This window comes from Pseudomonas sp. WC1 (genome assembly GCF_050586565.1).
GTDB lineage: Bacteria > Pseudomonadota > Gammaproteobacteria > Pseudomonadales > Pseudomonadaceae > Aquipseudomonas.
Genome location: NZ_JBOBDQ010000004.1, coordinates 17,879 through 37,127 on the forward strand (window position 1 = coordinate 17,879; position 19,249 = coordinate 37,127).

The following is a 19,249-nucleotide window of genomic DNA, read 5'->3' on the forward strand; positions in this document are numbered from 1 at the left end:
CGCTCTCCTTCTTTGTTCAGTTGCCTGGTTGGTCGTCCGGGATGTTCAGGGCGATGCCCATACGCCGGCCTTCGGCGAGGATGTGCTGGCGCATCTGCTGGCTGGCCTTGGCGCTGTTGCGCTCGCGGATGGCGCGCACCACCGCCTCGTTCTCGCTCAGGCGCGCGGCCAGGTGCTCGGGCGAGTTGCGCAGCATGTCGGCGCTCTGCTTGAGGGCGTTGCCGGTCTGCTGCACGACGCTCTGGAAGATCGGGTTGGTGGTCAGCGCGAACAGCGCCTCGTGGAAGGCGATGTAGGCATTGATGCCAGCCTCGCTGTCGCCGACGTCGAGGGCTTCGCGCATGTCCATCAGGGTCAGGCGCAACTGGCCGATGTCCTGGCTGCCGGCCGATTGCGCCACCAGGCCGGCAATGAAAGGCTCAAGGGTGTAGCGCAGCTCGAGCACGTCGGCCAGGCTGGCCTCGGCGATGGTGTCCGGCTCTTGCGCCTGGCTGGCGTCGGCATCGAGCACCAGCACGCCCTTGCCCGGCATCGAGCGCACCAGGCCCAGGGTTTCCAGCACGATCACCGCCTCGCGCAGGCTGGGCCGGCTGATGCCCAGCTGTTCGGCCAGCTCGCGCTGGCCGGGCAGCATGTCACCGCTGCGCCACTGGCCACGGGCCAGGGCCTGGCGGAGTTTCTCCACCACTGAATTGACTACGGTCGAAGAGCTGATCACGGTTCGCTCCTTGGTTGACGCTGCATCTTTGCCCTTGGCGGGCCGGCGCGGGGCGCCGGCGGCCTTGGGCTTAGAATTCCTGTTGATGGGGTTGGCCCTGCTTGCGGGTGACCGGGGCGAAGCCGGGTTTGTTGGCCAGCACATTGTTGGCGCGTTCCAGGTCGATGTCCTTCTCCCAGCGGGCGATGGCCACGGTGGCGACGCAGTTGCCGATCAGGTTGGTCAGCGCCCGGCCGATACCCATGAACCAGTCGACTGCCAGCACCAGCACCAGGCCGACCACCGGGATCGCCGGGACCGCGGTCAGGGTGGCGGCGAGGATCACCAGGGCCGACCCTGGGATGCCGTGGGCGCCCTTGGAAGTCACCAGCGACACCAGAAGAATGGTCAGCAGGTCGGTCATGGCCAGCGGCGTGCCGGTGGCGTTGGCGATGAACACGATGGCCAGGGTCAGGTAGATTGAGAAACCATCGAGGTTGAACGAGTAGCCCGTGGGGATCACCAGGCCGACGGTGGAGCTGCCGATACCGAGGTGCTCGAGCTTGCGCATCACCTGGGGCAGCACGGCGTCAGAGGAGGCAGTGCCGAGGACGATGGACAGTTCTTCGCGCAGGTATTTGATGAACGGCAGCAGCTTGAGCCCGGACAGACGCATCACCGTGCCGAGGATGATCAGCACGAAGCCGGCGCAGGTCAGGTAGAACAGTGCCACCAGGCCGCCCAGGTGCTGCAGCGAGCTCAGGCCGTATTTGCTGGTGGTGAAGGCGATGGCGCCGAACACGCCGATGGGGGCCAGGCGCACGATCATGCCCATGATGCGGAAGATTACATGGCTGAGCTCGTTGATCAGCCGCGAAATGCCCGAGGCCGACTCACCGACCAGGTTCAGCGCGCTGCCGAACAATACCGAGAACAGCAGCACCTGGAGGATGTTGTTGTCGGCGAAGGCGCCCACCACCGAAGTGGGGATCAGGTCCATGAGGAAGGTGGTGGTGCTGTGGATATGCGCGCCACGGTCGGCCAGGGCGCCGGCATCCGCGCTGGACAGCTGGTCGAGGTGGATGTTGGCGCCGCTGCCGATGCCGGTGGAGAAGGCGAACACCAGGCCGATGACCAAGGCCAGAGTGGTCAGCACCTCGAAGTAGATCACCGACTTCAGGCCGATGCGCCCGACCTTCTTCAGGTCGCCGGCGCCGGAAATGCCGCTGACCACCACGCAGAACACGATCAGGCCGATGAGCATCTTGATCAGCTTGATGAAGCCGTCACCCAGGGGTTTGAGTTGCAGGGACAGGTCGGGGAAGCTCAGGCCGCAGATCACGCCGAGGGCGAGGCCGAGCACAACCTGGAGGAAAATCGAACGCGAACACCATTTGAGCATGGGAGGAGTCTCTGGTCGGTGTCCTTGCCCCCCAAGCCACACGGAGCGAAAGAGTGCAGGACTTAATTATTGTGGTCTTACCGGTTTGTTCACTGCGAGGGCTATAAAACGCCGATTGTTCCGACAATGCAAGGTTTTTTGGCCTTACCGGTCTGACCAGTTGTGGTGCACTGACGGGCAGTCTGCTCTAGCATGGTGCGCGGGGGATTTCACAGTTTGGCGAGCACCTGATCGACGGCGGCGATCAGCTTGCCGAGGTCCTTGGGGGGGGCGTTGTGGATGACGCCGAATAGGTAGGCGCGTTGTTCTTCGACGTCATCGGGGTCGGTGAAAAACGCTTTTGGCTTGACCCCCAGCGCCTCGGCAAAGCTCACCAACGACTCGATGCTGGGGGTGTAGGTGCCGGTTTCGAAGCGGCTGATGGTCTTGGGGTCAAAGCCGGTTCGCTCGCCCAGTTGTGCCTGAGTGAAGCCTGCCAGTTTGCGGTAGCGGCGCAGGGCAGGACCTAGACCTGTTCTCGTCATCGCTTAATTCCCATTTAGAATCAAGCACTTAACGATATATGTCGATATAGCGCAACGCCATGATCCATCACCTTTATTTGCAAAATGTGATGGAATTCGTAGAATTCGTTGCTTTGATTGATCAGTCATTCAAGTAGTCGTCCAGGGCGATCCGGTCATCCACCGGCCCGTGTGCAAGCGTTGTCGGACATTGGAACTGATCCAGGATGAACGGTTCCGGCACCCCTGGCCTCCTGTCAGGCCGCGTGTCGGGCCGTGTATGAATGGAGTCTCATCGTGCGTCAGAACCTGCCGGTCAATCCGGTCGAGCAAAGCTTTCCCGAGCACCAGCGGCTCATTTCGGCCACCGATACGGCCAGCCTGATCACCTACTGCAACGCCGAGTTCGCGGCCATCAGCGGCTTCAGCCAGGACGAGCTGATCGGCAGCCCGCACAACCTGGTACGCCATCCAGACATGCCCGAGGCGGTGTTCGAGCTGATGTGGCAGTACCTCAAGGCCGGCCGCAGCTGGATGGGTATCGTCAAGAACCGCTGCCGTAACGGCAACTTCTATTGGGTCAACGCCTACGTCACACCGATGCTCGAGAATGGCCAGGTGATCGGCTACGAGTCGGTGCGCGTGCGCCCGACCCGTGAGCAGGTGGCCCGTGCCGAAGCTGTGTATGCCCGGTTGCGCGAGAGCAAGGCGGCGCTGTCGCCGGCCCGGCGCCTGGCCTTGCTGGGCCGGGCCATGGCGCTGCCACTGCTGGCCGGAGCCGCGGCCATCGCCGGCAACCAGCTGCTGCCCGACCTGCCTGCCCAAGGCTTGACCCTGGCGCTGTTCGCTGGCGTCGGCCTGTGGGCGCAAAGCCGCATGAGGCGCCACTTGCGGCGTATCGTCCAGGTGGCGGACAGCACCTTCAGCGACCCGGTCGCGGCCTTGACCTACAGTGATCTGCCGGGCGCTGCCGGGCAGCTGGAGCTGATCCTGATCAGCGAGGAGGCGCGCCTGAAGACCGCGCTGACTCGCCTGAGCGACCTCGCCGCGCAGATGGCCGGCGCCGCCCAGGATGCCGGGCGACTATCGCGCAGCACCGAATCGGCGTTACTCGAACAGCGCGCCGAGACCGACCTGACCGCCACCGCCATGACTCAGATGGCCGCCTCGATCGGCGAAGTCGCGGGCCACGTGCAACTCACCGCCGAGCAGGCGCAGACCGCGCACCTGCTGGCCGGGCAGGGCAGCCAGGTGGCCGACGCCACGGGGGCGGCGATCCAGAGCCTGGCCGGCACGGTCGGGCAGATCAACCAGGCGGTCAACGACCTCGCCGGTCAGACCGGTGCCATCGCCGAGGCGGCCGGGATGATCCGTGCCATCGCCGAGCAGACCAACCTGCTGGCGCTCAACGCCGCCATCGAAGCCGCCCGTGCCGGCGAGCAGGGCCGCGGCTTTGCGGTGGTCGCCGATGAAGTACGTGCCCTGGCCGACAAGACCCGCCAATCCACGCTGCATATCCAGTCGATCATCGACAGTTTGCGCGGTGGCGCCGAGCAGGCGGTGAGCATCGCCAGCGAGGGTATCGAGGGTGCGCAACAGGGTGTGACCCAGGTCGCCCTGACCCAGGAAGCTTTGCAAGGCATCCGCCACGCCGTGCAGCGCATCAGCGATATGAGCCAGCAGATGGCCGCAGCCTCGCACGAGCAATCCAGTGTCGCCGAGGATGTCTCGCGGCAGATCAACGGGGTGGCTGGCACGGTCCAGCAGAGCGCGCGCCGCGCCAATGCCGCTGCCGTGCGTGGCGCGGAGCTCGAGCAGGTGTGCGCTGGGTTGCGTGCCTTGGTGGAGCGCTTCAACCGCTAGGTTGCGATGCTTATGGACGACAATTACCGCGCGGCCGTCGATGCGGCCGCGATCTTTTCCGAAACCGACCTGCGCGGTTGCATCACCTACGTCAACCAGCAGTTCTGTAGCATTTCCGGCTACAGCCGCGAGGAACTGCTGGGGGCCAACCACCGCATCCTCAATTCCGGGCTGCACGAACCGACCTTCTTCCTCGAGATGTGGCGCGCCCTGGCCGCTGGTCGGGTGTGGAAGGGCGAGATCTGCAACCGTGCCAAGGACGGCTCGCTGTACTGGGTGGACAGCACCATGGTGCCGCTGATTGACCCGCACACCGGTAAGGTGCGCAAGTACGTGTCGATCCGCTTCGACGTCACCGAGAAGCGCCAGTTGCTGCACACCCTGCAGTGGCGTGTGGGGCACGACGTGCTGACCGGCCTGCCCAACCGTGCCTATCTGTCCGACCTGCTCAACCAGGCCCTGGCGTTCTCCCGGCGCGAAAGCATCCCCCTGGCTGTCTGCATGCTCGACCTCGATGGCTTCAAGGCGGTCAACGATGGCTATGGCCATGCCACTGGCGACCTGCTGCTGGTGGAGGTCGCCCAGCGCCTGCAGAACATCCTGCGTGGCGGTGATGCGGTGGCGCGGCTGTCGGGGGACGAGTTCGTGCTGATCCTGCGGCATATCGAAGGCCCGCAGCAGCTCGACGCTGCGTTACGGCGCATCCTCCAGGCGCTGGCTGCGCCTTACACGGTTCGCGAGCACCCGTTGAGCCTGAGCGCGAGCATCGGCGTCACCCTGTTCCCGCAGGACGACGAGGATGCCGACACCCTGGTGCGCCACGCCGACCAGGCGATGTACGTGGCCAAGCAGCGCGGGCGCAACCGCTACCACCTGTTCGACGTGTCCCAGGAGCTCGAGCTCAAGGCCACCCACCAGACCGTGGCACGGGTGCGCCAGGCCCTGCGCCAGGGTGAGCTGTGCCTGTACTACCAGCCGAAGGTGAACATGCGCAGCGGTCAGGTGATCGGTTTCGAGGCGTTGCTGCGCTGGATGCACCCCTCCAAGGGGCCGGTGCCGCCGGGGGAGTTCCTGCCCTTCGTGGAGCAGACCGACCTGATCGTCGAGCTGGGCGAATGGGTCATCGACCAGGCGTTGACCCAGCTGCAGCAGTGGCAGCTGTCCGGGCGCGATTGGTCACTGAGCGTCAACATCGCCGCCCGCCAGTTGCAGCGCGGCGACTTCGCCCAACGGCTGGAGCGGTTGCTGGCGCGCCATCCCGGAGTGTCGCCAGGGCGCCTGGACCTGGAGATCGTCGAGTCGGTGGCAATCGACAACCTGCCGCGAGTCGGCCGCTGCCTGGATGCCTGCCGAGCACTGGGCGTGCGTTTCTCCCTGGATGACTTCGGCACTGGCTACTCCTCGCTGAGCTACCTCAAGCGCTTACCGGCGCAGACCATCAAGATCGACAAGTCCTTCGTGCGCGACATCCTGCATGACCATGACGACCTGGCCCTGACCGGTGCGGTGATCGGGCTTGCGCGGGCGTTTGGTCGGGAGGTGGTGGCCGAGGGAGTGGAAAGCATCGAGCACGGCATGGCGCTCATGGCGTTGGGCTGCGAGCTGGCCCAGGGCTATGGCATCGCCCGGCCGATGTCGGTGGAGGCGGTGGAGCAGTGGGTGCTTGACTATCGGCAGCCACAGGCGTGGCGCTGAGGGCCTGCAGGTGGGAAAACCTGTTGGAGCGGGCCTGCACCGCGATCACAGGAGAGGCCTGTGTCGGGCCTCATCGCGGGGCAAGCCCGTTCCCACGCTGGTGATGCTTGCGTCTTTGTTCCCTGCGCGATGTCACCGGTCCCTGAACACCGGCCGATGGTTGCGCTGGAACTGGTCATTGGCATAGATCCGCAGTCGCTCCAACCATTCCTCGGTTCGGGTCCTGGATATGCCCATCGACTTGGCCGCTTCCTGGAGCAGCGCATACTCGGTGCGCAAGGTCGTCGGAATCACGCCAGGATCATCGGTGTTGATCGTGACCCGGGTCGGGCCGCGTCGCAGCCCGAAACGATTGTGTATCGCGCCGCGCTCCAGCGTGCTCTCGTCCGGAGGGTTCCAGCGGAAGATCGGGTGATCGGCGTGCTTGCCGATCCGGGCGATGTATACATTCGAACTGGGATTGGTCTCGAAGATGATTCCGCGCTGGTCGCACGATTCGATCAGGTGGTCCTGCAGCGCCTCCATGAATTCCAGCTCCTCCGGGGTCTCGTAGTCCAGCAGCAGGCCTTGCTCGCCTGGCATCGGCGGGGTTTCGACCAGGGCGTGGCGCTGGATGCGCACATGCACCATGCGCGGTGTGTAATCGGCGTGGGTCTGCAGGGTGGCGCGGCGCCAGAACAACAGCGCGGCGCCTGGGTCGTTATGTTGACCGTTGAGCCTAAGGAAGTTGACCGTGCCCAGAATATCCCGGTCGGGCAAGGCGGCGCGCATCTTGTCGTCGAGGGGTTCGTTAGGGCGATACTGCTCCAGCATGTGGAAACAGTTACGGCGCAGACGCCAGGCTTCATGCAGGGTGTGCGGGTTGATGTAGCGCCGCGACTCCTCGGGCTGGGATTGCGCCTGGCCTTTGCCGAGCTCCTGCCGAGGATAGAACGCATTGAGGTAATGAGGGCTGGTCCAGGCGACATGGGGCACGAACTGGGCGATACGGCGCTCCAGCCGCGGCAGGATCTGATTCGCCAGGGGGACGCAGGCTGCCAGTTGCGTGGCGTGGTGCCAGAGCCACACCAGGTTGTCCAGATGCTCGTCCACCGGCAGCAGCATGTCGCCCTGGTTCTGGCACCACTGCAGCGGCGACACGCCGACCGCCAGCGCATGGCCGATGCGGTCACCGTGGCGCATCTCGCAAAAGTGCACGGTCTCGTCGATATGGCGCATGCCCGACAGCGGGTGGGCATAGTCCTCGCCGGTGTGAATGCTCAGGTGCAGGCCGCCCTGGAAGCCATCGCCATGGCCGGCCGGCTGCAGGCCGGCACGCAGCCAGCGCAGCATCGGCGCATAGAGCTCTTTACGGGTCTTGTTCTCGTCGCCTGCGACATCCAGGCCGCGTACCCAGGCGCTCGGGTCGAAACGAAAGTGCTCGCTGACCTTGCCGTGCAGAAACGCTGGCGCCGACCAGCCAGAGTGCTCGCGCAGCTTGCGGTAGAGCTTCTCGCCATCGGACCAGATCTTGCCGCGCTTGTGCAGGTGCTCTTCACGGCGCAGGAAGTGTACGCACAGGTGCCAGCGCTCCATGCGTGAGCGGAAGTGCTTGGCCTGATGGGCGCTGACGGGCTTGAGAGGGGCAATCGGCGGCTGGCCGTTGTGCTGTTCGAGGGCGCTGACCCAGCCGGCCATGAAGTCGCTGGTGAAGACGCTTTCGGTAATTTTCAGTTCCGCGCAATCCTCGGGGTTCTGGAACAACTGGCGCGCGCAGGCGCGTCCGTAGGTCAGCAGGTGTTCTTGCGGATTGTGCCTGGAGGCTTTGCTGAACCCGCCATAAACCGCCGTGAAGCGCGTCAAACCCTGGCCGTCCATCAAAAGCTTGCGCCGTTCGGCCATCAGCGCCAGAACCAGGTAGAAGATGCCCATGCGCAGCACGGTGGGCGCTTCGGCATCCTGGTATTGCGTCCACAGCCAGATCAGCAGCCACAGCCAGGCTTTGCTCAGGTCGCCCGCGTTTATGGCCTGGGCCAGCTGCAGTTTCATCCAGCTCGGGTGGCGGCGGTCATCGGTGGGCGGCTGCAGGGTGCTGAAGCCCGGCCAGCTGAGGATCAGCGGCCCGTCGGTCAGGTGCGCCTTGCCCAGGGTGCGCTGGTACAGCTTGAGGATCTTGTCCGGCGTGCCGTTACCCAGACGCCCCGGCCATTCACCGAGCAGGCCGTGGCACAGGCGGTGCAGCGGTGCGAAGGCTTCCAGGCCCGGCTGGTGGGTGATCTGGTTCATCAGGATGATGCCTTCGAAATGCGCACCGCCCAGGTGCACATGGCCTTCAGCGAAGGCTTTGTTGGCGATCGAAGGCGGACTGAACAGTGGTTGCTGGGCCAGCACGATACGCTGGGCGTCGGCTGCCGACAGGTGCGGGTTCTGCCTGAAACGTTGCGCCAGGTGCCAGGCGACGATGACGGTCGGATCGACCATGGCGCACAGGTGGGCGTAGTCCGTCAGGCACTCGGGGCGGTAGTGGATATGGTCGCCGTTGCACAGGAAGAACGTCTGGAACAAGGTGTCCAGGGCTTTCTGCTGCGGGGTGCGGAAGAGGTCAAGCGGGCAGAGCTCTTCCGCTGCCCGGGCAAGGTCGTTGAGCCTGAAGCGCCCAGGGTAACGCTGATCCACGGCGTTGCGGATACAGCTTCGGTACTCTTCTATGACCGCCTTGGATTCACGGATGCGCAGGCCGAGGTCCTTGGTCAGGAGGTCGCTTTTCAGGCGTGCGGAGAAGACCGGGCATGAGAAGAATGCGCCGGTGGTGAGTTCGAGCAGGGATGGCGTGAGCATGGTGAGCTTACTTGCCTGCTTCGCCGATCAGATACTGGAAATGTGGGTTGCCTTCGATGACGTCCTTGGGGATCTTTTGGGTGATGCAGAAATCACGAATGGCCTCGATATCCTCTTGGGTGACCTCGACTGAATAGGCGTCACTGATTGAATCAACCTCGAAGTGACGCTTTATGATCTCCGTGACAGAGCGGGTAGTGGGTTGATACAGCCACTCGTCCCCGAATTCGGAGTCTTCGAATTGATCTGCATGTTTCTGAAGATTTTCGATCATCTTGAAGAGCGGATGGTTAGCTAGCGCACTGGTGAAAGCACGGGTCTCACCTCCAAATGACTGCTCGCCATGGCGACGGAGGAACGGCAGGATGTTTTGTCGATATGCCAGACCCTGCTCGAACCTGTCTTTGTCGCCCATGCTGAAGCTCGTGACGATTGAGGGCATGCCGAATACTTCACCTTTTTCCAGGCTGGCAAAGGCATTCCACAGCGTCCGGTAGGCCCGGCGAGCGGTCATGCTCAGCATTCGCAAGCTGGGGTCGGCGGGGTTCTGGTTGGGTTTCAGCGGTTTGTTGAACTCCCAAGACTTTGCAAAGTAACTGTTCATGACGTTGAAGATCAGCCAGCCAGAAACTGTCTGTTCATCGATCCTGTGCTCTGTGCGCCAGTCATTGATGTTTTTTGCCATAGAGATGATCAGGGGGTCGATGTATGTATCTGGCGCACTGTCCTCGGGGGTAAGGTCTTGAGGATCAAGGTCGTCGTCGTTCAAGGCGGGGACAGAATAGAACGGTGCTCGGTTGACCAGCTCGCTCAGGTCATTCGGCTCCAGGTTCCTTACCAGGCTGGCAATCACAAGCTCGAAGAGTCGGCCGGTGAAAATCATGTTGGTTTTTCGGCTTTCGCTGAAGAAGCTCCGGTGTAGCATGAGTTCAGCAAGGAATTGAGCCTCAAGCGGCAGATCCGATGTGTCGTAGCGCTTTATGGCATGCCCTACCTCGGCCAATGCGTAGGGATGGCGCTCATCCAGGCTGACGATTCCCTGCAAGTCTTTTGGCGCGTGTTTTTTCCATTCATCCAGGTTGGAGCGTACGAGGGGGGCCGGGAATGACAGGGCGCTCTCCTTCGACAACTGGGTCGGTTGGAACAACGTGGCCTTGAACAAAGTCGACAACCGGGCCGTCGGCGTCGCCCGGAGGTTCAGAATGTGAGCATCCGCCTCAAGTGCCAGGCTGGCGGCAGAAGAGGCATGCTCATGATGCAGATAGTTGAGCAAGACTTTTTTTGCCTCGGTGATGCAGTGTCGCCACTCAATCACCGAGAGTGGGTCTGCCTCATGCTTGGCATTGAAGAAATTCTGGTAGGCATGATTACTAGCCGTTTCGCGCTGCGTCTTTTCCTCGAGGCGTTGTGCGCGATGGTATTCCCGGGAAAATTCGTTCAGCGCCGGGATCATGCCCATTGGCATGATCATCGCGCGGTGCAGCGTCCACTCATTGGTAATGGATGGGCCCCAGCGCTTGAGCAGGCCACTGAGATCGGGAATGTTCTGCCTGAACGCGAAAATCAGCTGCGTGAGCTCGCGGACGGTCTCCAGCTTGATCGAAAGGCGTCGTTCAGTGGGAGTGTTCAGCCGTTCATTGAGCAGGGCGTCGATCCAGCGCCAGAACACGGGCAGGGAGAAATACTCCTCGGTGTCCTTGCAGAGCAGGATTTTCTCGTTCGCCAGGTAGTTTGCCGCCGTGGGCATGTCCCTGCGAAGCTGCAGGGGCATGATCTTGCGTTGATACTCGGTCGCCAGGCTCCTGGCGGTTTCCAGTGCATCTCGGGTCTTGATCTTGCTGTTCTGCGTCAGCTTGCTATAGAAGTCGCGCCAGGTCACTTCATGGTAGAGCGCCAGGTCACCACTGATGATGGGCTGGACGTAAGGTGAGGTCAGGTAGCGCCTTACCACCTCAAGGTTTTCGAAGGCTCGATTGAGGGAAGTGTCGACATCGTCGATCGGCAGGACCAGGAGCTTCTTGCCGATCAACTCAAGCGATTTCTTGAAAAGCTCATGAACCTGCTTGTTCAGATCATGGCTGCCCATGAAGGCCCTGACCTTGTCCAGGCCGTACTTGTTGCGCTGGGACTGCAGCTGCTCCAGGGTATTGCCGAGTACCTGCAACTGGTGGTGGAACTCCTCGGCCTTGTGGTCTGCACGGCTGAGCGCTTCGGCGACCGACTTGTCCCGGATGATCGCGGCGACGATCACGTTCAGGAACAGATCGTCGGTGTCCTCCAACAGCGTCGGGTCCACAGGCTTGAGCACATGAATGGCTTTGGCGAGGTCAGTTCTTTCGTTCTCGAGATACAGGTTGAGGTTGACCAGTACCGAGCTTTTGCCTGTGCCGCGCTTGCCATCGATCAGAATCGCATTGTGCGAACGGTGTTGGTCCAGATCGTCCCGGTCAGGTTGGCTCCTGAGGCCATCCTCGAGCAGGTCCGCCAGGTCCTTGTAAATATCCCGCGCCAGCAACGTACTGTGCTCCCGCTGCGCCGCCTGCTCCTTCTGCTCGATGGGAAAACGAATACGCGAATCGTTGGATTGATTGCTGGCCACGGCTGTACATCCCTGGAAATGTGGAAACGCCCCGCGGATTCATCCGCGAGGCGTGGTCATTGGATCCAGTAATGTTACTAAGCCACTATCTTGCGCCACAAGCGCTACCTTGGCTCAAGCCTGCGGCGCCGTGCTCTTGACCGCCGCCAGTTCCGGATGCGCCACCAGTTTGTCGATATGCAGCTCGTCGTCGTTCATCCAGGTCTCGGTCAGCACCCGGTAATGCTCCATGTCGCGGCAGCGCATGCGCAGGCTGTAGTCGAAGTGCCCGCTAATCAGCTGGCACTCGTAGACCTGCGGGCAGGCGCGCACGGTGGCTTCGAAGGCCCGCTGCGCCGAGCGCCCGCTCTGGTTGGACAAGGCCACCAGCACCAGCAGCGACAACCCCGGGGAGACCTGCTGCAGGTCGATGATTGCTCCATATCCGCGGATCACTCCGCGCCGCTCCAGCTTGCGCACACGCTCCAGGCAGGGCCTGGGGGTCAGGTGCACGAGGGTGGAGAGCTTTTCGTAGGTGATCCTTCCGTGGTGGCGCAGCACGTCGATGATCGCTTCGTCGATGCGATCCAGCGGTGCCGAGGTGGAGCTGATGGCCTTGCTATCCATATACGGCTTGACTTCACTTGAGGCGGTTGGAGAGGAACTGGCGCAGACGCTCGCTCTGTGGCCGGTCGAGGATTTCGGCGCTGCCGCTTTCCTCGACCAGGCCCTGGTGCAGGAACAGCACCTGGCTCGACACCTGGCGGGCAAACCCCATTTCATGGGTGACCATGAGCATGGTACGTCCTTCCTCGGCGAGCGTCTGTATCACCTTGAGCACTTCGCCGACCAATTCCGGGTCGAGTGCCGAGGTGGGCTCGTCGAACAGGATGATTTCCGGCTCCATGGCCAGCGCCCGGGCGATGGCCACGCGCTGTTGCTGGCCGCCGGAGAGAAACGCCGGATACTGCTCGGCGGCGCGGGCCGGCAGGCCGACCTTGTCCAGGTACTTGCGCGCCCGTGCCTCGGCTTCGCTGGCGCTGATCCCCAGCACCTTGCGCGGCGCCAGGCAGATGTTCTCAAGCACGGTCAGGTGGCTCCACAGGTTGAAGTGCTGGAACACCATGGCCAGGCGTGTGCGCAGGTTCTGCAGTTGGGCCGGCGGCGGGGTGCGGGTGCCGGGGTGGATCTCCAGGGTCTGGCCGTCGAGGGTGATGCTGCCGGCGTTGGGCTGCTCGAGAAAGTTGATGCAGCGCAGGAAGGTGCTCTTGCCCGAGCCGCTGGCGCCGATCAGGCTGATCACATCGCCCTTGCGCGCCTGCAGCGAGACGCCCTTGAGCACCTGGTGCTCGCCGTAGTGCTTGTGCAGCCCCTCGACGCTGAGCTTGATCGCGCCGGCATGGGCGTGTGCCTTCGGGGCCTGGGCGAAGGTGGAAAGTGGCAGTGCGGTAGCAGTCATGTTTTCAGCCTCGGGCAGGGTCAAGGAAGCGCATCCAGCGCCGTTCGGCCACGCGGAACAGGCCGACCAGGGCGAAGGACAGCAGCATGTACAGCAAGGCGGCCACGCCGAAGGCCTGGAAGGTCAGGAAGGTCGCGGCGTTGGCGTCGCGGGCCACCTTGAGGATGTCGGCGACGGTGGCGGTGAAGGCCAGCGAGGTGGCATGCAACATCAGGATCAGTTCGTTGCTGTAAGCCGGCAGCGAGCGGCGCAGGGCGGCGGGCAGCACCAGGAACAGGTTGAGCTTCCAGCCACGCAGGCCATAGGCCTGGGCCGCCTCCAGCTCGCCAGCGGGCAGATTGCGGATGGCGCCGGCAAAGATTTCCACGGTGTAGGCGCAGGTGTTGAGCACGAACGCCAGCAAGGTACAGTTGAGCGCGTTGCGGAAAAACTGGTCGAGCAGGGCGTGGTCGCGCACCACCTGCAGGCTGTAGAGCCCGGTGTAGCAGATCAGCAGCTGGATATAGAGCGGCGTGCCGCGGAACACGAAGGTGTACAGCTGCACCGGCAGGCGCAGCCAGGCATGATGCGAGGTGCGCGCCAAGGCCAGTGGCAGCGACAAGGCGAAGCCCAGCACCATGCTGGCCAGGAACAGCCAGAGAGTCATGGCCAGGCCCGAGAGGCCGGTGCCATCGTTGTAGAGATAGGCCAGGCCGTATTCCTGAAGGAGTTCGATCATCGCGCCAGCTCCTTGATGCCGGTGTTGTAGCGCCGCTCGAGGTGCTTGAGCAGGCGGTTGGACAAGGTGGTGATGACCAGGTAGACCAGGCCCGCCAGGCACAGGAAAAACAGCATGTCATTGGTGGTCTTGCCGGCGTTCTGCGCGGCCTTGACCAGGTCGGCCAGGCCGATGATCGACACCAGTGCGGTGGACTTGAGCAACACCAGCCAGTTGTTGCCCAGCCCTGGCAGGGCGAAGCGCATCAGCTGCGGGAACAGCACCAGCCGAAACCGCTGCGTCCTGCTAAGGCCATAGGCGGTGGCGGCCTCCAGCTGTCCGGCGGGTACGCTGAGGATGGCGCCGCGGAAGTTCTCGGTGAAGTAGGCGCCGTAGATGAAGCCCAAGGTGACTACCCCGGCGCTGAACGGGTCGATTTCGACATAGTCCCAGCCCAGCATCTCGGTCAGGTCGTTGAGCCAGATTTGCATGCTGTAGAAGATCAGCAGGATCAGCACGAGGTCGGGAACGCTGCGGATCAGCGTGGTGTAGAGGGTGGCCGGGAGGCGCAGCAGCCTTGATCGCGACAGCTTGGCGCTGGCGCCGATCAGGCCCAGTGCGAGGCTGAGCGCCAGTGACAGCAGGGCCAGCTTGAGGGTCATCCAGGTGCCCTGGGCCAGCAGCGGGCCGAAGCCTTGCAGGCCGTGGGAGAGGAAGTCGTTCATGGCAGGGATCTCGCGGGGAGGCCGTCGCGGGGGCAAGCCTGCTTCCAAGCAGAGGTGAGCCCGTGGGAGCAGGCTTGCCCCGCGATCGGCGCTGTAGGTCACTCGTTGTAGATGTCCACGTCGCCGACGTATTTCTTCTGGATCTCGGCGTAGGTGCCGTCGGCATGGATCATGGCGATGCCCTTGTCGAGCAGGGCCTTGAGTTCGGGATCGCTCTTGCGCAGGCCCATGGCGATGTCCAGCGGCAAGGTCGGGTCCTTTATCGCCGGGCCGCTCCTGAAGTCGGCGCCTTCGGGCTTGGAGAGGAAGTTGAGCTGGGCTTCGAGCTTGTCGGTGACGGTGGCGTCGAGGCGGCCATTGATCAGGTCGGCGTAGTTCTGGTCCTGGCTCTGGTAGGCCTTGACCTGCGCGCCCTGAGGCGCCAGCACGGTGCGGGCGTAGGCTTCCTGCAGCGAACCCTGGAGCACGCCGACCTGCTTGCCCTTGAGCGATTCGGTGGTGTCGCCGAAGTCGGCTGACTTGCGCACGATCACCGAGGTGGGGCTGAGGAACAGGCGGCTGGTGAAGTCGATCTGCTTCAGGCGTGCCGGAGTGACGGCCATGGAGGACATGATGGCGTCGAACTTGCGGGCGCGCAGGGCCGGGATCATGCCGTCGAACTCGTTGTGCACCCAGGTGCACTTGACCTGCAGCTTGGCGCAGATGGCGTTGCCCAGGTCTATGTCGAAGCCTTGCAGGCTGCCATCGGCGGCAACGGATTCGAAAGGTGGGTATTCGGGGAAGACGCCGAAGCGGATCTCGGTCCACTCCTTGGCCTGGGCAACGCTGGTGGCACACAACGAGAACAGCAGCACGCCGAGGCGTTTTCGCATGGAGAACATGGTCTTGGGTCCCTGGGTGTTGTTATTGGTAGTAGGGCGGTTGATGCGCGTAGGTCCGTCAGTGACTCATGGGTCGCGCTCAGGATGCGCGAGATAGACAGGTTTTTTGTGTCGTTTGCCAGTGCGTGGGAGGCCGGATTCGGCTGTTAGTGGGCTACTTGCAGCCGAAACGGCTGTTTCGACAAAGATTTATGGATGTGCGACAGCCGTTTCGGTCAATGGGGCCGCCAAGCGGCCCCGCGTGTTCGGTCAGGCAGCACTGGCCTTGTGCTCACGCCCTTTTGGCTGCAGCAAGGCAAACAGGTCCTTCGGGTTCTCGAGTTCAGGCACCAGCGCAATGTCATGCCCGATGTCCAGGGCGCGGGCCACGTCGAGCACATAGCGCAGCGCCGAGTAGTCCTCCAGGGCGAAGCCGACCGAGTCGAACAACGTGACCTGCCCGGCGTTCTCGCGGCCTGCGGCGCTGCCCTCGACCACCTGCCAGAACTCGGTGGTCGGCGAGTCGGCCGGCATCTGCTGGATCTCGCCCTCGATCCGGCTCTGCGGTTCGTACTCGACGATCACTCGGGCACGCTCGACGATGTCGCGGTGCAGTTCGGTCTTGCCCGGGCAGTCGCCGCCCACGGCATTGAGGTGCATGCCCGGCTCGATCAGCTCCGGGGTGAGAATGGTGGCGTAGGCCTTGTCGGCGGTGACCGTGGTGACGATATCGGCGCCGCGTACCGCCTCGGCCACGCTGCCGGCGATGGTCAGCTTCAGTTGCGGGTAGCCGGCCAGGTTGGCTGCCAGTTTCTCCGAAGCCTTGCGGTCAATGTCGAACAGGCGGATCTCCTCGATGCCCAGCTGGGTGTGGAAGGCGATGGCCTGGAACTCGCTTTGCGAGCCGTTGCCGATCAGCGCCATGCGCTTGCTGCCAGGACGCGCCAGGTAGCGGGCAGCCAGGGCCGAGGTGGCGGCGGTACGGATGGCGGTGGTCAGGGTCATCTCGCTGAGCAGCACTGGCGCGCCGGTATCGACATCGCCCAGGGCGCCGAAGGCCATCACGGTGAGCAGGCCGTTGTGGGTGTTCTTCGGGTGGCCGTTGACGTACTTGAAGGCGTACAGACTGGCGTCGGACACCGGCATCAGTTCGATCACCCCGTCCGGCGAGTGGTTGGCCAGGCGCGCGCATTTCTCGAAGTCGTGCCAGCGCAGGTAGTCCTGGCGGATGTACTCGGCCATCTCGGCCAGGCAGGTGGGCAGGCCCTTGCGGTTGACCAGACGGGCGAGGTCATTTACGTCGATGTAGCGGGTCATGATGGTTCTCCTTGACGGGTCAGTGGCGCGAGGGCAGGTGGATTTCGGCGAGCATGCAGCGGGCGCTGCCGCCGCCTATACGTTCGATATGGTCGATGTTCACCACCAGCGGATGGCTGTGGTGTTCGACCTGGCGGCGCTGCTGCGCATCGAGCGAGCGCCAGGCGCTGCGCGACATCACCAGCAGCGAGCGGCCGTCGCGGTCGTGGACCTCGAGCATGTTGCCGGCGAAGTTCTCCAGCTGATCGAAGTTCAGCGCCAGCACCTGCTTGTCGGTGTCGCGCAGCGAATGTTCCAGTGCGCGGCGTTCGTCTGGGTGGGGCAGGGCATCGAGGCAGGCCACGGCGAGCTGGCGGCCGACATTCATCATCACGTTGCTGTGGTAGATCGGCGCCTGCTGGCGGTCCACCGCGTGGAACAGGCACAGGCGGTAGTCCAAGTGCTCGGCGAACTGGCGCAGGGCGCGTTCGTGGGTGCGCCCGGAGTGACAGGCGTAGCTGATACGGTGCTCGCGGTCCAGGACCATGCTGCCGGTGCCTTCGAGGAACAGATTCTGCTGTTCCAGCGGGCTCAGGTCGACGGTGCGCTGGATGGCGAAGCGCTCGCTCAGCACGCCCAGTACGCCCTTGCTGCGTTCCAGGCGGCGGTTCTTGCCCTCCATCGGGTAGAGCACCAGGCTACCGTCGGCATGGCTGCTCCAGCAGTTGTTGGGGAAGATCGAGTCAGGGGTATGGGGCTCCGGGGTGTCCTGCACCACCAGTACGTCGACGCCGTGCTGGCGCAGGCTGTCGACGTAGCCGTCGAACTCTTCCAGGGCCTTTGCGCTGGCGGTTTCAGGGTCCAGCGGCGCTTGCTGGAAGCGGTTGTTGGCGGCGGTGTCGGGGTTGAAGGCGAACCGCGCCGGGCGAATCATGAGGACGGTATTTGTTGTTTGCATTGGGCACGCATCCACAGGTGGGCTGTGTGACCATTGTGTGATGGTTTGCGGTGAGATCCCGGCTGAAGCGGGCGGGGCGGGCAGCGGGTCCAGCTGAAATGGCTTGTTTGGCAGCGGAATCGGCTGGTGTCACAGAAAAAGGTCGCCGCTCCCACAAGGATGAGCTGTACAACTGAAAACGGCGCCTCGAAGGGCGCCGTTTTCTTTATTGCCGGAACACCGTATTACTTGTGCAGCTCTTCAGCCGCATACAGGGTGTTCTCCAGCAGGCATGCCCGGGTCATCGGACCCACGCCGCCCGGCACTGGGGTGATCCAGCCGGCGCGGGGCAGGGCGGTCTCGTAGACCACGTCGCCGACCAGCTTGCCGTCTTCCTGGCGGTTGATGCCGACGTCGATGACGATGGCGCCTTCCTTGACCCACTCACCCTTGACCAGCCCCGGCTTGCCGGCAGCAACCACCACCAGGTCGGCCCGGCCGACATGGCCGGGCAGGTCCTTGGTGAAACGGTGGCAGACGGTGACGGTGCAGCCGGCCAGCAGCAGCTCCATGGCCATCGGTCGGCCGACGATGTTGGATGCGCCGACGATCACCGCGTTCATGCCGTACAGATCCTGGCCGGTGCTGTGCAGCAGGGTCATGATGCCTTTCGGAGTGCACGGACGCAGCAGCGGGATGCGCTGGGCCAGGCGGCCGATGTTGTAGGGGTGGAAACCGTCCACGTCCTTGTCCGGGCGGATGCGCTCGAGCAGCAGCGAGGCGTCCAGATGCTCCGGCAGCGGCAGTTGCAGGAGAATGCCGTCGACTGCCGGGTCGTCGTTGAGCCGGTCGATCAGATCGGCCAGGGCTTGCTGCGTGGTATCGCTGGGCAGGTCGAACGCCTGGGAAATGAAGCCGACCTCTTCACAGTCCTTGCGCTTGTGCGAGACATAGACTTGGGAGGCCGGGTCGCTGCCGACCAGGATCACCGCCAGGCCTGGCGTGCGCAGGCCCTGCTGGCGGCGCTCGGCGACACGTTGGGCGATCTGCTGGCGCAGGTTGGCGGCGATCGCCTTGCCATCGATAAGGTGTGCAGTCATAGACGCGTGATTAACCATCGAGAAGGGAACATATATAAGAAGGGCACATTCTCGCACGACATGGCCCAAGGGCAAAGGCGGGTGGTCGGGCAAATCCCCTAACCCCTTCAATAATTTAAATTTTTTTGCGAAAGGTGTTGACGCCCCTCAGGGTCGCCTATAAGATTCGCCGCACTTGTCGGGCACTGCCTGGCACGGGTTGGCAAAGTCGAGCAGGGCAAGTGGTTCGCTTGTTCGGTTTGGCTGGAAGCTTAAGCGCCCGTAGCTCAGCTGGATAGAGCATCCGCCTTCTAAGCGGATGGTCGCAGGTTCGAGTCCTGCCGGGTGCGCCATTTAGGCTCGGGCAAGTAAGCAGTAACGCGTTATGGTGGGCGTAGCTCAGTTGGTAGAGCGCCGGATTGTGATTCCGGTTGTCGTGGGTTCGATTCCCATCGTCCACCCCAGATTTTTCAGGGGCGCCTCGATTGAATGATCCGGCGCCCTTGTTCTAAGCGTTTCATGCGGACGTGGTGAAATTGGTAGACACACTGGATTTAGGTTCCAGCGGCGCAAGCTGTAAGAGTTCGAGTCTCTTCGTCCGCACCATGTTTCTGTAAGGCTGTACCGCAACACTGCATTAT

15 protein-coding genes, 3 tRNA genes and 1 pseudogene are annotated in these 19,249 nt (G+C 63.2%); 6 read left to right on the forward strand and 13 right to left on the reverse strand.

The window, feature by feature from the left end:
- Window positions 1–16: 16 nt before the first annotated feature.
- The 3 genes from ACQ4OD_RS02555 to ACQ4OD_RS02565 form a co-directional block, all read right to left on the reverse strand.
- Window positions 17–718, reverse strand: a complete 702-nt coding sequence (locus ACQ4OD_RS02555) for a FadR/GntR family transcriptional regulator (RefSeq protein WP_139669865.1) — start codon at window positions 716–718, stop codon at window positions 17–19.
- 70 nt (window positions 719–788) lie between these two features.
- Window positions 789–2,099 carry a C4-dicarboxylate transporter DctA gene (locus ACQ4OD_RS02560; RefSeq protein WP_139669867.1) on the reverse strand — a complete coding sequence of 437 codons (1,311 nt, stop codon included), beginning with the start codon at window positions 2,097–2,099 and terminating at the stop codon, window positions 789–791.
- 209 nt (window positions 2,100–2,308) lie between these two features.
- Window positions 2,309–2,623 (reverse strand): helix-turn-helix domain-containing protein, encoded by a 315-nt coding sequence (locus ACQ4OD_RS02565; protein WP_102683225.1) that lies wholly within the window; start codon window positions 2,621–2,623, stop codon window positions 2,309–2,311.
- 276 nt (window positions 2,624–2,899) lie between these two features.
- Here ACQ4OD_RS02565 and ACQ4OD_RS02570 point away from each other — a divergent pair.
- From ACQ4OD_RS02570 to ACQ4OD_RS02580, 3 genes and pseudogenes are all read left to right on the forward strand, one after another.
- Window positions 2,900–3,181, forward strand: a pseudogene (locus ACQ4OD_RS02570) (PAS domain-containing protein); the annotation flags it as partial.
- A gap of 174 nt (window positions 3,182–3,355) precedes the next feature.
- Window positions 3,356–4,465 (forward strand): methyl-accepting chemotaxis protein, encoded by a 1,110-nt coding sequence (locus ACQ4OD_RS02575; protein WP_371926904.1) that lies wholly within the window; start codon window positions 3,356–3,358, stop codon window positions 4,463–4,465.
- A 12-nt stretch (window positions 4,466–4,477) separates the two neighbouring features.
- Complete coding sequence (locus ACQ4OD_RS02580; RefSeq protein WP_430943838.1) at window positions 4,478–6,160, forward strand: putative bifunctional diguanylate cyclase/phosphodiesterase; 1,683 nt, start codon at window positions 4,478–4,480, stop codon at window positions 6,158–6,160.
- A gap of 132 nt (window positions 6,161–6,292) precedes the next feature.
- Here the strand turns inward: ACQ4OD_RS02580 and rdrB are convergent, their stop codons facing one another.
- From rdrB to folD, 10 genes are all read right to left on the reverse strand, one after another.
- The gene (gene rdrB / locus ACQ4OD_RS02585; RefSeq protein ID WP_430943839.1) at window positions 6,293–8,977 is read right to left on the reverse strand and encodes an antiviral RADAR system adenosine deaminase RdrB; all 2,685 of its coding nucleotides are present in this window, start codon (window positions 8,975–8,977) and stop codon (window positions 6,293–6,295) included.
- 7 nt (window positions 8,978–8,984) lie between these two features.
- Entirely contained in the window at window positions 8,985–11,576 is a 2,592-nt protein-coding gene (gene rdrA / locus ACQ4OD_RS02590) for an antiviral RADAR system adenosine triphosphatase RdrA (protein WP_430943840.1), read from the reverse strand.
- Between the two features lie 114 nt (window positions 11,577–11,690).
- A complete protein-coding gene (locus ACQ4OD_RS02595; protein WP_139669879.1) occupies window positions 11,691–12,182 on the reverse strand; it encodes an Lrp/AsnC family transcriptional regulator in 492 nt (163 codons plus the stop codon).
- Between the two features lie 13 nt (window positions 12,183–12,195).
- Window positions 12,196–13,014, reverse strand: coding sequence for an ABC transporter ATP-binding protein (locus ACQ4OD_RS02600; RefSeq protein ID WP_250888364.1), 819 nt, complete (start codon window positions 13,012–13,014; stop codon window positions 12,196–12,198).
- Window positions 13,015–13,018: 4 nt separating this feature from the next.
- Complete coding sequence (locus ACQ4OD_RS02605; RefSeq protein ID WP_102683230.1) at window positions 13,019–13,732, reverse strand: ABC transporter permease; 714 nt, start codon at window positions 13,730–13,732, stop codon at window positions 13,019–13,021.
- On the reverse strand, window positions 13,729–14,436 hold the full coding sequence (locus ACQ4OD_RS02610) for an ABC transporter permease (RefSeq protein WP_111533021.1): 708 nt from the start codon (window positions 14,434–14,436) through the stop codon (window positions 13,729–13,731). Before ACQ4OD_RS02610 ends, ACQ4OD_RS02605 begins: the two co-directional genes overlap by 4 nt.
- A 98-nt stretch (window positions 14,437–14,534) precedes the next feature.
- Window positions 14,535–15,317 (reverse strand): ABC transporter substrate-binding protein, encoded by a 783-nt coding sequence (locus tag ACQ4OD_RS02615; protein WP_102683232.1) that lies wholly within the window; start codon window positions 15,315–15,317, stop codon window positions 14,535–14,537.
- A 249-nt stretch (window positions 15,318–15,566) separates the two neighbouring features.
- Entirely contained in the window at window positions 15,567–16,613 is a 1,047-nt protein-coding gene (locus ACQ4OD_RS02620; protein WP_430943841.1) for an ornithine cyclodeaminase, read from the reverse strand.
- Between the two features lie 19 nt (window positions 16,614–16,632).
- Window positions 16,633–17,550: a citrulline utilization hydrolase CtlX gene (ctlX, locus tag ACQ4OD_RS02625; RefSeq protein WP_198753908.1), complete on the reverse strand. Its 918-nt coding sequence runs from the start codon at window positions 17,548–17,550 to the stop codon at window positions 16,633–16,635.
- A gap of 224 nt (window positions 17,551–17,774) precedes the next feature.
- Window positions 17,775–18,629: a bifunctional methylenetetrahydrofolate dehydrogenase/methenyltetrahydrofolate cyclohydrolase FolD gene (folD, locus tag ACQ4OD_RS02630; protein ID WP_023629744.1), complete on the reverse strand. Its 855-nt coding sequence runs from the start codon at window positions 18,627–18,629 to the stop codon at window positions 17,775–17,777.
- A 255-nt stretch (window positions 18,630–18,884) separates the two neighbouring features.
- On the opposite strand from folD, the gene ACQ4OD_RS02635 reads away from it, so the two are divergent.
- The 3 genes from ACQ4OD_RS02635 (at window position 18,885) to ACQ4OD_RS02645 (ending at window position 19,214) form a co-directional block, all read left to right on the forward strand.
- Window positions 18,885–18,961: transfer RNA gene (locus tag ACQ4OD_RS02635), tRNA-Arg, on the forward strand.
- Between the two features lie 35 nt (window positions 18,962–18,996).
- A tRNA-His gene (locus ACQ4OD_RS02640) sits at window positions 18,997–19,072 on the forward strand.
- A 57-nt stretch (window positions 19,073–19,129) separates the two neighbouring features.
- Window positions 19,130–19,214 (forward strand) — tRNA-Leu (locus ACQ4OD_RS02645).
- The last annotated feature ends 35 nt before the right edge of the window (window positions 19,215–19,249 follow it).

What these genes read in the sequence shown, in the direction of transcription:
- ACQ4OD_RS02560 (WP_139669867.1), bottom strand. Translation starts at nt 2,099, where the DNA reads ATGCTCAAATGGTGTTCGCGTTCGATTTTCCTCCAGGTTGTGCTCGGC.
- ACQ4OD_RS02565 (WP_102683225.1), bottom strand. Translation starts at nt 2,623, where the DNA reads ATGACGAGAACAGGTCTAGGTCCTGCCCTGCGCCGCTACCGCAAACTG.
- ACQ4OD_RS02575 (WP_371926904.1), top strand. Translation starts at nt 3,356, where the DNA reads ATGGCGCTGCCACTGCTGGCCGGAGCCGCGGCCATCGCCGGCAACCAG.
- ACQ4OD_RS02580 (WP_430943838.1), top strand. Translation starts at nt 4,478, where the DNA reads ATGGACGACAATTACCGCGCGGCCGTCGATGCGGCCGCGATCTTTTCC.
- rdrB (WP_430943839.1), bottom strand. Translation starts at nt 8,977, where the DNA reads ATGCTCACGCCATCCCTGCTCGAACTCACCACCGGCGCATTCTTCTCA.
- ACQ4OD_RS02595 (WP_139669879.1), bottom strand. Translation starts at nt 12,182, where the DNA reads ATGGATAGCAAGGCCATCAGCTCCACCTCGGCACCGCTGGATCGCATC.
- ACQ4OD_RS02600 (WP_250888364.1), bottom strand. Translation starts at nt 13,014, where the DNA reads ATGACTGCTACCGCACTGCCACTTTCCACCTTCGCCCAGGCCCCGAAG.
- ACQ4OD_RS02605 (WP_102683230.1), bottom strand. Translation starts at nt 13,732, where the DNA reads ATGATCGAACTCCTTCAGGAATACGGCCTGGCCTATCTCTACAACGAT.
- ACQ4OD_RS02610 (WP_111533021.1), bottom strand. Translation starts at nt 14,436, where the DNA reads ATGAACGACTTCCTCTCCCACGGCCTGCAAGGCTTCGGCCCGCTGCTG.
- ACQ4OD_RS02615 (WP_102683232.1), bottom strand. Translation starts at nt 15,317, where the DNA reads ATGTTCTCCATGCGAAAACGCCTCGGCGTGCTGCTGTTCTCGTTGTGT.
- ACQ4OD_RS02620 (WP_430943841.1), bottom strand. Translation starts at nt 16,613, where the DNA reads ATGACCCGCTACATCGACGTAAATGACCTCGCCCGTCTGGTCAACCGC.
- ctlX (WP_198753908.1), bottom strand. Translation starts at nt 17,550, where the DNA reads ATGCAAACAACAAATACCGTCCTCATGATTCGCCCGGCGCGGTTCGCC.
- folD (WP_023629744.1), bottom strand. Translation starts at nt 18,629, where the DNA reads ATGACTGCACACCTTATCGATGGCAAGGCGATCGCCGCCAACCTGCGC.